Origin of the sequence: Mycoplana dimorpha, assembly GCF_003046475.1 — a bacterium.
GTDB classification, from domain to species: domain Bacteria; phylum Pseudomonadota; class Alphaproteobacteria; order Rhizobiales; family Rhizobiaceae; genus Mycoplana; species Mycoplana dimorpha.
On the sequence record NZ_PZZZ01000005.1, the window covers coordinates 22017 to 35687 of the forward strand.

Annotated in this window: 13 protein-coding genes; 8 read left to right on the forward strand and 5 right to left on the reverse strand. The window is 65.2% G+C overall.

Annotated elements, in window-relative coordinates; genetic code table 11:
- Nucleotide 1: 1 nt before the first annotated feature.
- Nucleotides 2-1204 (reverse strand): HlyD family secretion protein, encoded by a 1203-nt coding sequence (locus C7449_RS13010; protein ID WP_245414383.1) that lies wholly within the window; start codon nt 1202-1204, stop codon nt 2-4.
- A 359-nt stretch (nt 1205-1563) separates the two neighbouring features.
- On the opposite strand from C7449_RS13010, the gene C7449_RS13015 reads away from it, so the two are divergent.
- From C7449_RS13015 to C7449_RS13025, 3 genes are read left to right on the forward strand one after another with little or no spacing between them, the layout of a single operon-like run.
- Nucleotides 1564-2781 carry an Nramp family divalent metal transporter gene (locus C7449_RS13015; protein WP_108003247.1) on the forward strand — a complete coding sequence of 406 codons (1218 nt, stop codon included), beginning with the start codon at nt 1564-1566 and terminating at the stop codon, nt 2779-2781.
- Nucleotide 2782: 1 nt separating this feature from the next.
- Nucleotides 2783-3127, forward strand: a complete 345-nt coding sequence (locus C7449_RS13020; RefSeq protein ID WP_108003248.1) for a hypothetical protein — start codon at nt 2783-2785, stop codon at nt 3125-3127.
- On the forward strand, nt 3124-3438 hold the full coding sequence (locus tag C7449_RS13025; protein WP_108003249.1) for a hypothetical protein: 315 nt from the start codon (nt 3124-3126) through the stop codon (nt 3436-3438). Before C7449_RS13020 ends, C7449_RS13025 begins: the two co-directional genes overlap by 4 nt.
- Nucleotides 3439-3468: 30 nt before the next feature.
- Here C7449_RS13025 and C7449_RS13030 read toward each other — a convergent pair whose 3' ends face one another.
- Nucleotides 3469-4242 (reverse strand): helix-turn-helix transcriptional regulator, encoded by a 774-nt coding sequence (locus C7449_RS13030; RefSeq protein ID WP_108003250.1) that lies wholly within the window; start codon nt 4240-4242, stop codon nt 3469-3471.
- An 89-nt stretch (nt 4243-4331) separates the two neighbouring features.
- Here C7449_RS13030 and C7449_RS13035 point away from each other — a divergent pair, with 89 nt between their 5' ends.
- The 5 genes from C7449_RS13035 (at nt 4332) to C7449_RS13055 (ending at nt 9109) form a co-directional block, all read left to right on the forward strand.
- Nucleotides 4332-5426, forward strand: a complete 1095-nt coding sequence (locus C7449_RS13035) for an ABC transporter ATP-binding protein (RefSeq protein WP_170115883.1) — start codon at nt 4332-4334, stop codon at nt 5424-5426.
- A gap of 67 nt (nt 5427-5493) precedes the next feature.
- Nucleotides 5494-6651, forward strand: coding sequence for an ABC transporter substrate-binding protein (locus tag C7449_RS13040; protein WP_108003251.1), 1158 nt, complete (start codon nt 5494-5496; stop codon nt 6649-6651).
- 11 nt (nt 6652-6662) lie between these two features.
- Nucleotides 6663-7514 carry an ABC transporter permease gene (locus tag C7449_RS13045; protein ID WP_108003252.1) on the forward strand — a complete coding sequence of 284 codons (852 nt, stop codon included), beginning with the start codon at nt 6663-6665 and terminating at the stop codon, nt 7512-7514.
- Between the two features lie 9 nt (nt 7515-7523).
- On the forward strand, nt 7524-8330 hold the full coding sequence (locus tag C7449_RS13050; RefSeq protein WP_108003253.1) for an ABC transporter permease: 807 nt from the start codon (nt 7524-7526) through the stop codon (nt 8328-8330).
- Between the two features lie 20 nt (nt 8331-8350).
- Nucleotides 8351-9109 (forward strand): SDR family NAD(P)-dependent oxidoreductase, encoded by a 759-nt coding sequence (locus C7449_RS13055; protein WP_108003254.1) that lies wholly within the window; start codon nt 8351-8353, stop codon nt 9107-9109.
- Nucleotides 9110-9318: 209 nt separating this feature from the next.
- Here the strand turns inward: C7449_RS13055 and C7449_RS13060 are convergent, their stop codons facing one another.
- The 3 genes from C7449_RS13060 to C7449_RS13070 are packed head-to-tail and all read right to left on the reverse strand — an operon-like array spanning nt 9319 to nt 13669.
- Nucleotides 9319-11076 carry an ABC transporter ATP-binding protein gene (locus C7449_RS13060; RefSeq protein WP_245414384.1) on the reverse strand — a complete coding sequence of 586 codons (1758 nt, stop codon included), beginning with the start codon at nt 11074-11076 and terminating at the stop codon, nt 9319-9321.
- Between the two features lie 8 nt (nt 11077-11084).
- Nucleotides 11085-12044, reverse strand: a complete 960-nt coding sequence (locus tag C7449_RS13065) for an acetamidase/formamidase family protein (protein ID WP_108003256.1) — start codon at nt 12042-12044, stop codon at nt 11085-11087.
- Between the two features lie 8 nt (nt 12045-12052).
- The gene (locus C7449_RS13070) at nt 12053-13669 is read right to left on the reverse strand and encodes an ABC transporter substrate-binding protein (protein WP_108003257.1); all 1617 of its coding nucleotides are present in this window, start codon (nt 13667-13669) and stop codon (nt 12053-12055) included.
- Nucleotides 13670-13671: the final 2 nt, after the last annotated feature.

Sequence of the window (13671 nt, forward strand, 5' to 3'; positions counted from 1 at the left end):
TTCAGGCCCAGAGCCGTCTGAACCAGTCGAGCGGTCGGCTATCGAAGAAAACCCGGCCGGTGCGGCCGATGAGGCAGCTCAAGCCCTGCTCTTCACGCAAGGCGGGAACATCGAGCGTGACATCAAAGCGCTGCAGGTGCCGCTGGCTTGGCTTTATGGCCAGATTTTCATAGATCGTCTCGGTTCCGGACCCGGCAAGGCGCGTGACGGTGCCGTCCAGCAGCCTGGAGCTTCCGTCCAGCCGGAAGCTGGCACGATCCCCGTGGCTGATCGTGTTGTAGACGCTTTCCGAGACGGACAGGCTGACGATCGCAGTGCTGCAGTCGACCAGCCGCACAAGATCCTGGCCACGCTGGATGGTCTCGCCGGAAGCGGCAAGATAGTCCCAGATCAGCCCGTTGACGTTTGACTCCAGCACCGCCGTGGAGAGCCGGTTGACGCGGCTGCGCTCGGCGGCGATCCGCGTGTCGATGGCCTTCAGCGAGGCGGTCTGTGCCTCGAGCTGCGCCTGAAGCTCGGCCTTCTGGACCTCCAGTTCGGAAATGCGTTGTTCCGAGTAGGGCGCATCATTGTAGCCCTCGCCGAGGAAGATCCCACGTTCCGCGGCGGCGAGACCGATACTGGACACCGCGCCTTGCTGCTGGGCGTTCCGGAGTTCCAGTTCGGACACTTCGGCAAGGGAGCGGGCCTCGTCCAGCGATTCGGCGGCCTGCACGCCGCGCTCACTCAGGCGAGTGGAGCGTTCGAGACGGGAGTTCGCATAGCGCAGGCGCGCCTCGGCTGCGGCACTCAGGGAGGCTGCGGCATCCACCTGAGCCCGCAACTGCTGCGTTCGCTCTTCGAGGTAAACGGCAGCCCGGGTCCGCAACTTGTCGATGGCATTGGTCAACGACTCGATCGTCACCGTGATGCGATCGATATTCGCCTGATGGGTGGCTCGATCATTGAGGAGGTCGGCCAGCTTGGCGTCGTCGACGAGTTGGCCGGAGATCGTTCCTATCGGATCATTGAGACCTACCCGGGCGCCCAATGGCCGCTCGGTGAGTTGCAGACTGCCTGCGATCGGCGCTCGCAACGTGGTCAGACGGGCATTCACGAAGGCATTGCCGCTTGCTCCGGTCAACTGTTCGCCGATGATTATGAACAACGCCCCGGCGATAACGATCAGTCCCACCACGATCCGCAGCAACTTCATCCGACCCATTCACTGCACCTCTACTTTCCGAACTGAATTCATGAACGACGACAAAGGTTCAATCTTTCCGATCGGTATGCAAAGACGGTCAACAAGTCGTAAACCTCGCTACCCTGCGTCAGGGGGGACGAGGCGCTGCTGGGAACCTCCCTCCCGCTTCAGGCAGGGCGGACCGTCCTGTTCCGGCGGCCCGCCGCCGATCGGCCGTCCTCCACGGAACAGCGGGGCTGATCTCCGCGTTACTTTCGGTCCTGGGCCACTGCCCTTTCGTGGAGAGCGGTCCCACCCTTCGGAAAGATCGTCCGCAACCGAAGCGCGTCGAGTCGGCGTCGGGCATAGGAACGAACCTGCCCCCGTACGGAGATGCCATGAAGAAATGGCTCGAGGTTTCGCTTGGGATCGTTACCAGCGTCGGCGGTTTCCTGGAGACAGGTTCGATTGCGACATCAGCCCAGGCCGGGGCGGCCTACGGCTTCGCCCTCATCTGGGCCGTCGTCCTCGGAACGGCATGCCTGATCGTGCTCGTCGAGATGTCCGGGCGGTTCGCGATCGCCAGCCGCTATACGATCGCCGACGGTATTCGCGACCGCTTCGGCTCCAACCTTTTCATCCTCGTCCTGGTCGTGATGTCGATCGTCAATCTGATGGTGCTTGCCGCCGAGATCGGCGGCGTGGCGCTCGGCCTACAGTTCCTGACCGGGTGGAGCTTTCAATGGTGGGCGTTGCCCGTCGCCTTCGCCGTCTGGCTGCTGCTGTGGCGCGGCACGTTCGGCACGATCGAAAAGGGCGTGTCGGCGCTCGGACTGATCTCGCTCGCCTTCGTGGTCGCCATGTTCGTCATGGGACCTCCCTGGCGCGACGTGGCAAGGGGCGCACTCCCGTCTCTTCCCGACAGGAACGGCGCGCACTACGCGTTCATCGCCGTCAGCATCCTCGGAGCAACGATCTCAAGCTATCTGTTCTTCTTCTATTCTTCCGGGGTCATCGAGGAAAAGTGGGACAAGTCGTATTTCGGGATCAACAGGATCACGGCGACCTTCGGCATGGCGTTCGGGGGCGTGCTTGCCGTTGCCATCATCGTCCTTGCCGCCATGGTCTACCCTCCGCGCGGCATCGAGGACATCGAAAGCTACGACCAGATCGCGATGATCCTGACCCCGGCGCTCGGCGCCTGGGGCATCTACATCTTCTCGCTTTCGCTCCTGATCACCTGTTTCGGCGCCGCGCTGGAGCTGAGCCTCGCCCAGGCCTATATCACCGCCCAGGGGTTCGGCTGGAACTGGTCCGAGGACGCAAAGCCGAAGACCGATCCCGCCTTCAGCCTAGTCTACACGGTCGCCATCGTGATCGCCGTCATTCCGATCGCCGCCGGTCTCGATCCCCTGCGGATCACTATCTTTTCGATGGCGATCACCGCCATGAGCCTTCCGCTCGGGGTCATCCCGTTCCTGTTCCTGATGAACGATGAGACGTACGTTGGCGAACATACGAACGGCTGGATGGGTAACGCGGTCGTCCTGTTCATTGTCGGACTGGCGTTCGCGCTCGCCATCGTCACCGTGCCGCTGCAGGTTTGGGGAGGCTGACGTGCACCTCGTGCGAGACGTTCTCGACAAGCAGCTCGTCGACAGGACAAGGGTTCGCGTCGGACGGGTCGACGACATCGTCCTGCGCCTCGACGAGCGCCGGCGCCCGAAGGTCGAAGCGCTGGAGCTCGGCATGTCGACGTTGGTGAGGCGGCTGCTGATAAGCGTCGGCCTTCGGCGCCTGGCTCGCAGTTCGAGCGGAGGATATCGGCTCGCCTGGTCTCATGTCGAAAGGGTCGGCGTCGACATAACGGTCGATGTCGATCGCCGGGACCTGCCGCTGGAGCGCTGGCAGCAATGGCTTCGTCGAAACGTCCTGCGCTGGATTCCAGGCGGCCTGTCATGAGCGAGCTGTTCCTCAAGTCCTTGGTGGGGGCACGGGTGTTCGGGCCGGGCAACACGGTGGTCGGACGCATCGAGGAGGTCGTTGCGGAGGCGGATGGCGACGAGCTCTTCATCGTCGAGTATCACGTCGGCACCTTTGCGTTTCTCGAGAGACTGGCTTCGTCTTCATTCGCTCGCGCCGTGCTCGGGGCTTTGGGCCTTCGCTCCGGTGAGGGACTGGTCGTTCCCTTCGAGCAGCTCGATCTTTCGGACGCAGCTTCGCCGCGGCTGCTTTGTGACCCGCAGCAACTGAAGCCGCCGGCTCGCAGCTGACGCCCCCGGCGTTTCGACCGGTGCGGCGCCTCAGGAAATGACGCCCGCCAGGAAGCGCGAGAACAGCTCGCCCTGTGAGGAAATGCCGAGCTTGGCGTAGATGTTGCGTCGGTGGATGCGCACCGTTCCGGTGGAGATTTTCAGGGCCTGTCCGGTCGCCTCGGCCGAATACCCCTTCAGGATGAAGGCGACGATCTCGCGCTCGCGGCGGGTCAGCCGATCAAGCCCCTGTCCGGTGATTTCGGGGCGGCCGGCCTTCTGGGCCCTGAAGTCCTGCGCCAGGCCGCTCCACTGCCGGCGCATCAGCGCGGTGACGACCGGCGCCACAGCCGCCAGCCGGCGAAATTCGGTCCGGCTGAACACCTTCTCCTCGCGCATCAGCGAAAGCACCACGTGGCATTCCCCGGGCATCTCGGCGAAGAAGCCGATCTCCTCGGCGATCTCGGTGCGCTTGTAGTAGGTGCGGAAGTATTCGCCCTGGTAGAAGCGGTCCGGCGCGAGTGTCTTCAGCCGGTATAGACCGGGCGGCACCGGGCGCACGGCGCTCTGGCAGAACGGGTCGAGGAGATACGGCCCCTCCTGATAGTCGGTGACGAACACGCGGCGGCGGTGCTCCGGAAAGGTGTCGAAGATGTCGATCGGCTTGCTGTCGCCGGAGTATCCGAAGATCACCGTGAAGGAAAAAGGCACGATCGCCTGCAGCCAGGTGGTGAGCGCCGGGCAGAAGCCCGTCTGGCCGATCAGGTCGATGACGGTCGCCAGCTGCGGTGCAAATGGCGGACTCTGCCGTGAACCTGTCGTCATGAGATAAGCTATGCCTTTTGTGATATATACAGTGCAGGCAGAGTTTTCTAACTTTTTAGGCGAGTCAAGCAATAGTAGCCGAAGTCGACATGGTGAATCAGACAATTGCCGAGTTGCGGAACGTGACCAAGCGTTTCGGAGCGGTGACCGCTGCGGAAGGCCTGAACCTGGCGATCTTCCAGGGCGAGTTCCTTTCCTTCCTCGGCCCCTCGGGCTGCGGAAAGACCACGGCGTTGCGCATGCTCGCAGGCTTCGAACAGGCAAGCGAGGGGGACGTCCTGATCGACGGGACGGTGGTCAACGGCGTCCCGCCCCATCAGCGTCCGGTCAACATGGTGTTCCAGCAGTATGCGCTGTTCCCGCACATGAACGTGGCGCGCAACGTCGCCTACGGGCTGAACCAGCGCCGGCCGCGCCTTGCCAGGGCCGATATTGCCGCCAAGGTGGCGCGGGCGCTCGACATGGTGCGCCTGTCGGGCTTCACCGACCGGCGGATCTGGGAGATGTCAGGCGGCCAGCAGCAGCGGGTGGCGCTGGCGCGGGCGATCGTCAACGAGCCGAAGATCCTGCTTCTCGACGAGCCGATGGCGGCGCTCGACAAGAAGCTGCGCCACGACATGCAGATCGAGCTGAAGTCGCTGCAGCGGGAACTCGGCATCACCTTCGTGCTCGTTACCCACGACCAGGAAGAGGCGCTGTCGATGTCGGATCGCGTCTGCATCATGCACCAGGGCCGGATCGCCCAGATCGGCACGCCGGAAGAACTCTACGACCAGCCGCAGAACCGCTATGTCGCCGACTTCATCGGCCGGTCGAACTTCATCGCGGCGCGTGCGGTCGGCCGCGACGGCGAGCGGCTGGTTGCCGAAGGGCCGGGCGGCCTGCGCTTCGTTGCGCGCGCGGCGGAGAAGACGGCAGGCGAGGGGACGGTGACGCTGTCGCTGCGTCCGGAGGAGATCCGCGTCGCGCCGGACGGTGCCGCGGGCGAGGGGCACGAGATGCGGGTGACGCACCGCATCTTCCTCGGCGAGCATGTCGAATACCATCTGCGTTCGGCCGCGCTCGATCACCTGATCGCAGTCGTGCCGCGCTCGACCGACATTGCCGGGGGAACCCCGGGCGTCGGCGTGGCCGTTCGCGTCTCCTGGCGCGACGGCGCGGCGCTCGCGCTGGCGGAAGACTGATTTCGTGCGGCCGGGCACAGGCGTTCCCGGCATCCGTTTGACTACGTCGACAACTGGGAGGATATCGATGACAGACAACAACGGGACTATCTCGGCCAAGGAATTCCTCGAGCGGCTGGAAAGCTACCGCAAGGGTTCGATTTCGCGGCGCCATTTCCTCGGGGTCACCGGCCTCGGGCTCGCCACTTCGGTTCTGGCCGGCGCCATGCCCGGCCTTGCATCCCGCGCCCGCGCGGCCGGCAATATCGGCGATCGCGTGGTGATCGCCACCTGGCCGAACTATCACGACCCGGCCGATTTCGAGGCCTTCAAGGCCGCCACCGGCTGCGCCGTCGACATGAACGTCTTCGGATCGAACGAGGAGATGCTGGCCAAGCTCCAGGCGGGCGGCACCGGCTGGGACGTGGTGGTGGCGACCAACTACACGATCACCACCTATGCCGGCGAAAAGATCATCGAGGAGATCGACCTGTCGCGGCTGCCGAACTACGACAAGTCGGCCACCGACCCGCGTTTTGCCGGCCCGGGCATCATTGACGGCAAGACCTACGCCATTCCGCGCAACGTCGGCACCACCGGCTTCTGCCTCAACACCGCCGATTTCACAGGCACCCGGCCCACGAGCTGGAAGGAGTTCTGGGACCTGACGAAGGGCGAGCTCTCGGGCCGCTCCATCGTTCATGACTACCAGCTTACCGCCATCGGCAATGCGCTGAAATATTTCGGCTACTCCTTCAACTCGGTCGATCCGAAGGAACTGGAGGACGCCGAGAAGCTGCTGATCGAAGCCAAGCCGCATCTCTTTGCGATCACCTCGGACTACCAGCCGCCGATGCGCTCGGGCGACGCCACCATGTCGATGTGCTGGACGGGGGACGCGACCCAGCTTCACCGCGACATGCCGGAGATCGTCTATATCCTTGGCAAGGAAGGCGGCGAGATCTGGTCGGACTTCTTCACCATTCCCGCCTCGGCGCCGCACAAGGATGCCGCCTACGCGCTGATCGACTTTCTGCTCGAGCCGAACCTGGCGGCGAAGGAAGCCCAGTTCCACGGCTATGCCACCGGCGACAGCCGGGTGGATGCGCTGCTGCCGGCCGAGATGCGCGAAAGCGAGATCCTCTATCCGGCGGCCGAGCTTCTCAATGCGCTGGAATTCGGCGCGGCGGTCACCATGACCAACCCGCAGCGCGCCGAAATCCTCGCACGCTTCAAGTCGGCGTAAGGGAGCGAGACGTGCGGCCATCCCTGCGCACCACCCTGTTTCTGGCTCCGGCCACGGCCTGGCTCATTGCCATGCTGGTGCTGCCGCTTGTGGTGGTCGTCGTCTTCAGCTTCGGCGAAAGAGGGGCCGCGGGCGGTTACGTCCCGGCCTTCACCTTCGACAATTACTTCAATCTCGGCGCCCGCTGGGCGGCGTTCAGGAATACGCTGACGCTCGCCCCGCTTGGCACGGTGCTGTGCCTGCTGATCGCCTATCCGCTCGCCTATTTCCTGGCGCAGAAGGCCGATCCGCGCTGGCGCACCGCACTCCTGATCCTGGTGATCGTGCCGTTCTGGACCTCGATCCTGATCCGCTCCTATGCCTGGATCCAGATCCTCGGCGGCAACGGCCTGCCGCGGCTGATCGGCGAGCTCGGCTTCGACCGGCCGCGCTTCATCAACACGCCTTTCGCGGTGATGGTCGGCATCGTCTACGGCTATCTGCCGCTGATGGTGTTTCCGATCTACGTGGCGCTGGAAAAGCTCGACCGGCGCCTGCTGGAGGCCTCGAGCGACCTCGGCAGCCCGCCCTGGCGCACCTTTCTCCAGGTCACGCTGCCGCTGTCGCTCGCCGGCGTGGCGACGGGCTCCATGCTGGTGTTCATCCTGCTGATGGGCGAATTCCTCATTCCGCAGCTGCTCGGCGGCGGCAAGGTGTTCTTCGTCGGCAATGCGCTCGTCGACCTGTTCCTGCAGTCGCGCAACTGGCCCTTCGGGGCGGCGATGGCAGCGACGCTGGTGCTGGTGATGCTCGTCACCGTGTCGCTCTATCTGCGCAGCCTGCGGCGGCTTTCCGGCGGGCGCGACGACGTGGCATTGATGTAGGGAATAGCGATGCGACTCTATGCTCTCGCGGTCTACCTGTTCCTCTATATCCCGATCGGGGTGATCGCGCTCTTTTCGTTCAATGCCGGGCGGCATGCCGCACAGTTCAGCGGCTTCTCGCTGCAGTGGTACGGCAAGACGCTGGCCAACCCCTTCGTCGTCAACGCCGTCAAGACCAGCTTCACCGTCGCCGTCACCTCGGCGCTGCTCGCCACCCTGTTCGGTACGCTCGCGGCGGTCGCCCTGCAGGGCGTGCGCGGCCGGCTGCGCCTCTTTTACGACGCGCTGGTCTATGTCGCGGTGATGGTGCCGGGGATCGTCATCGGCATCGCCACCCTGATCGCGCTGGTGACGGTGTTCGACACGCTCAACCCGCTTCTGGCCACGCTGTTCGGCCCGGAGAACCCGATCCAGCTCGGTCTCGGCAAGGGTTCGCTGATCGCGGCCCACGGCCTCTTCACCATGGCGCTGGTCATCATCATCGTGCGCGCCCGCCTGCAGGGCATGGACCGCTCGCTGCTCGAGGCCTCCGCCGATCTCGGCGCGCCGCCGATGCGCAGCTTCGTCCAGATCACCCTGCCGCAGATCGCTCCTGCGGTGCTGGCCGGCTTCCTGCTGGCCTTCACCTTCAGCTTCGATGACTTCATCATCGCCTTCTTCGTCGCCGGATCCGAAACCACCCTGCCGATCTACGTATTCTCGTCGATCCGGCGCGGCGTGACGCCGGAAATCAACGTGATAGGCACCCTCGTTCTGGCCGCCTCGTTGCTCAGCCTGATCACCGCGCAGGTGGTCATGCGTCGGCGCAGCCACTGAGACCTCAGGAGTTTTCAAAGATGGAGTTGAAAGATCGTGTCGCGCTGGTGACGGCGGGAGGCTCGGGCATCGGCCGGGCGGGGGCGCTCGCCATGGCGCGCGAGGGCGCCCATGTGATCGTGACCGACCTCGTCGCCGAGCGGGCGGCGGCGGTGACCGCCGAGATCGCCGCGGCCGGCGGGCGGGCGGAAGGCTTTGGCCTCGACGTGCTGGATGACGCCGCGCTGGAAGGGGCGATCCTTGCCGCGGCCGAGCGCCACGGCCGGCTCGACGTGCTGCATTCCCATGCGGGCGTCCAGGTGCCGGGCCGGCTGGACCAGGTCGATGCCGGCCAGATGGACCTTTCCTGGCGGCTCAACGTCCGGGCCCATTTCGTCGCCGCCAAGGCCGCGATGCAGGTCATGGCGCCGCGCCGGCAGGGCTCGATCATCGTCACCTCATCGAATTCCGGCGTGCAGTACGATCGCGAGATGATCGCCTATTGCACCACCAAGCATGCGGTGATCGCCATGGTCCGCCAGATCGCGGTCGACTTCGCCCGCCACAACGTGCGCTGCAACGCGCTGTGCCCGGGTTTCGTCGACACGGTGTTCAATGCGGGCTTCGAAGTGCAGATGGGCGGGCGCGCGGCGCTCGAGGATTACGTCCGCGACGCCATTCCCATGGGTCGGTTCGGCTCGGCCGAGGAGATCGGCGAGGCGATCCTCTACCTCGCCTCGGACAAGTCCGCCTTCATGACCGGCCATGCGCTGGTGATCGACGGGGCGGAAAGCCTGTAGCCGCTGACGGGAATTGTTTTCCGGTTTGCGCGCCTGGTCTTCGGCCGAGGCCAGTATCAGCCGCGCCTTAAGAATGGCGGAGGCGAGGCTGGATCGTCGCCGCGTGCTGAGCAGCCGGCGAGGGCAATCCACGCCGGCGTCCTTTTCCTGCAATTTCGCGGTCGCGCTTCCAATCACCCTGACTTGAAAAGTCTCGGGATTGGACGACTTTACTGCGCCACGAGGTGGCCGCCGCCGATATCGACGAGGTTCACCTTTTCCGGGCCCTCGCCGACCTTCCAGACGGGGCTCGGGATCTCGCCCGAAAGCCGCAGGCCCGGTTGGCGTTCGCGGCGCGGGTCCGGCACCGGCACCGCGGCCAGAAGGCGCTTTGTGTAGGGATGCTGCGGATTGCCGAACAGCTGCGCGCGCGTCCCCATCTCGACGATCTGGCCGAGATACATCACCGCCACGCGGTCGGAGATGTTTTCCACCACCGCCATGTCGTGGCTGATGAACAGGTAGGTGACGCCGCTTTCCTTCTGCAGGTCGCGCAGCAGGTCAAGCACCTTCGCCTGGATCGACACGTCGAGGGCGGCGACGCTCTCGTCGCAGATGATCAGCTTCGGCTTCAATGCAAGCGCGCGCGCGATGCAGACGCGCTGGCGCTGGCCGCCGGAGAACTGGTGCGGATAGCGGTTGTAGACGTTCGGTGACAGTTCGACGCGTTCGAGCAGTTCGCGCACCCGCGCCTTCTGCTCCTCCGGCGTGCCGATGCCGTGGATGACCAGCGGTTCGCGGATCAGTTCGCCGACGGTCATCCGCGCATCGAGCGCCGCCATCGGGTCCTGGAAGACGATCTGCAGGTCGCGGCGGATCGCCTTGCGGCCCTTGCCGTCGAGGTCGCTCAGCGCCTTGCCGTTGATCTCGATCCGGCCGGTATGGGGCACGAGCCCGACCAGCGCCTTCGCCATGGTCGACTTGCCGCAGCCGGACTCCCCGACCAGCGACAGCGTCTCGCCGCGAAAGATTTCCAGCGACACGTGCTCGACGGCGTGGACACGCGCGGCGACGCGGCCGAGCAGGCCCTGGCGGATCGGGAAGTTCACCGACACATCATCGTAGCGCACGAGGACGTCGCGTGCCTCATGCTGGGGGCGCGACGCGCCGGTGCCGATCCGCGGCACGGCTGCGAGCAGGTCGCGGGTATATTGCTCCTTGGGAGCATCGAAGAGGTCGATGGTCGGCGCCGCCTCGACCATCTTGCCCTTGCGCATGACGATGACGCGGTCGGCCATCTCGGCGACGACGCCCATGTCATGGGTGATCAGGATGACGGCGGTTCCGAGTTCTTTCTGCAAGTCGCGCAGCAGGTCGAGAACCTCGCGCTGCACGGTGACGTCCAGCGCCGTCGTCGGCTCGTCGGCGATCAGGACGGCGGGGCGGAGCGCAATCGCCATGGCGATCATCACGCGCTGGCGCATGCCGCCCGAAAGCTCGTGCGGATACTGCTCCAGCCGCTTTTCCGGCTGCGACAGGCGCACGGCCTTGACCGCCTCGAGGGCGCGGGCACGCGCCTGTGACACAGACAGCGGCTCGTGGGCGCGAATGGCCTCCACGAGCTGGCGACCGATGCTCATGACCGGGTTGAGCGCGGTCATCGGCTCCTGGAAGATCATCGCGATGCGCGCGCCGCGCATCGCCTGCATCTTCCTCTCGGGCAAGGTGGTCAGTTCCTCGTCGCCGAAGCGGATGGAGCCGCCCGTCACCCGAACCGCGGGTGCGGGCAAAAGCCCCATGCAGGCAAGCGACGTAATCGACTTGCCCGAGCCGCTTTCCCCCGCGATCGCAAGCGTCTCGCCCCGATGAAGATCGAAGCTGAGCCCCTCGACCAGCGGAACGAGCCCCTGGTCCGAGCGGGCGGAGACCTGCAGGTCGCGCACTGACAATACGACGTCGACTGCCGCATCGACTGCGGGAGAAAGCATGGCTGCGGTCATTCGAAGACGGCCCTCGGGAAGTAGAAGCTGACCACGACGTTCGGCATGTCGACGATCTCGGAAATGCGAAGATCGCCGCAGGTCGAAACGAGCATGTAGGCGTCGACCGGGTCCATCTTCTGCGTCGTGGCGAGAAGATCGACCATGTTCGCGACGGCGTCCCTGGCCGCGGCCCACAGGTCCGGACCGATGCCGGTCGTGACCTCATAGCCCTTGGCATCGAGATGCCGCGTGACCGGGCCCGGCGTGGTGAAGCGCGGCGTCTTCAGCGGCTGGTCCTTGATGAGGTCGAGCGTCAGCACGACGTCGAACGGGCTCTCGATCGCGGTGCCGCAGACTTCGCCGTCGCCCTGTGCGGCGTGGGTATCGCCGACGGAGAACAGCGCGCCCTCAACCTCGACCGGCAGGTAGAGGGTGGTGCCGGCCGCAAGGTCGCGGATGTCGAGATTGCCGCCGACGCGGCGCGGCGGGACGACCGAATGATGGCCGTTCTCGGCCAGCGCGTTGCCGATGGTTCCGGCAAACGGCTTGAGCGGCACGCGGCCGTTCTTGCCGAACAGCGCCGGCTCCATGCTGGTGGCGTCGAACTTCCAGACGTTGAGGGCCGGTTCGGTGAACTGGTCGGCGAGCAGGCCGAAGCCCGGGATGTTGGCGGTCCAGCCGAAGCCAGCGCCGTCGCGAAGCTGCGGCGTGAAGCTCTCGATCGTCACCTTGAGGACGTCGCCCGGCTTGGCACCATCGACGTAGATCGGCCCGGACACCGGGTTGATTTTGGCGAAATCAAGCGCCTTCACGTCCTCGACGGTGGACTGGGGGCCGAGTTGGCCCCCAGAGCTGTCGAGGCACTGAAACAGGATCGTCTCACCCGGCGCAGCCTTAAGGGCGGGGGCAAAGGAATTGTCCCAGCCGAAATGGTGCTGATGGGCGTGGATCGTGTGGTTGCAGTGCTTGCACATAACCAGCCTTACTCCTTGATGAAGACGTAGTCGTAGTTGACCGGGATCGAGACCGGGTCGACGTAGAGCGCGTCGTCACCGCCCATGCGGGCCGACTTCAGGGTGAAGCGCTGCTCGTTGAACACCGGCGCCCACGGCGCGTCTTCCATCACCTTCATGTAGATCTCCGACCACTTGGCGAGACGCTCGTCCACCTTGGCCGGGTCGACTATGGAGTCTGCCTCGGCAGCCATCTTGTCGAGGTCCTCGTTGCAGTACTTGGCCCAGTTCCAGCCGCCTTCGACGGCGCCGCCGCAGCCGAGGATCGGGCCGTAGAAGTTTGCCGGATCCGGGAAGTCGGCGATCCACGCCATGCCGCCCGACCAGATCATCGGAGCCGTGCCGGCGCCGCCGGCCTCGATCACGTTGGCCTGGGCCAGCGACTTGATCGACGCGTTGATGCCGATCGCCTTGAGGTCCTGCTGGATCGCCTGGGCGATGCGCGGGTTCGGGTCGGTGTTCATGACGAACAGCTCGGTCGCGAAGCCGTCCGCGTAGCCAGCGTCGGCGAGCAGCTTCTTGGCGCCTTCCGGATCGTACTTGTAGCCCTCGTAGCCCTTGGTGTAGCCCGGCATGGAGGGCGGCAGCGGCTGGTTGGCAGGAACGGCACGGCCGTTGATGACCTGGACGATGCGGTCCTTGTTGATCGCCATGTTGACGGCGCGGCGCACCTCGACCTTGTCGAACGGAGCCTGCGTGACGTTCATGGTGATGTAGCCGGTGTGCAGCTGGCCGCCTTCGACGACAAGGCTGGCCTGGGCCTTGTCCTTCATGACTTCGACGAACTTCGCCGGCGGGATGCCGTCGCCCGGAATGTCGACTTCGCCGTTCTGCGCGCGCAGCAGCGCAACGACCGGCTCCTGGCCGACTTCGACCGTGAAGCTGTCGAGATAGGGCACGCCCGAGATCCAGTAGTCGGCGTTCTTCTCGAACACGAGACGCTGGCCGAGCGTCCATTCGGTCAGCTTGAAGGCGCCGGTTCCAACCGGCTTCTTGCCGAAATCGGCGCCGGCCGCCTCGACGGCTTCCTTCGGGACGATGAACGAGAAGTTCAGCGCCATCACGTGCAGGAAGGTGGCGTCGGGGCGCGACAGCTTGAAGACGACGGTGCCGGCATCCGGAGCCGAAACGCCGGAAACGGTGTCGGCCTTGCCTTCTGCCGCTGCGTCGTAACCCTCGATCATGGCGAAGAAGCCCTGGCCGGGCGACTGGGTGGCCGGGTTGACGACGCGGTTGATCGAGTAGACGACGTCGTCGGCGACCAGCTCGCGGCCGTTGTGGAACTTGACGCCCGGGCGCAGCTTGAAGGTGTAGGTCAGGCCGTCATCGGAAATGTCGTAGCTTTCGGCGAGGCCCGGACGCAGGGTCGTGGTGCCCGGCTCGTAATCCATCAGGCCGTCGAAGACCGACTTGATCATCGACCAGTTCTGCCAGTCGTAGCCGATCGCCGGGTCCAGGGTCGCCACGTCGTCCTTGTAGGTGACGATCATGTTGCCGCCGTGCTTGGGCTCCTCGGCCTGGGCCGGGGCAAGGGCGGGCAGGGCGAGGATGCCCGCCAGCGCGGTCGAGAGTAAGAACTTCTTCATGT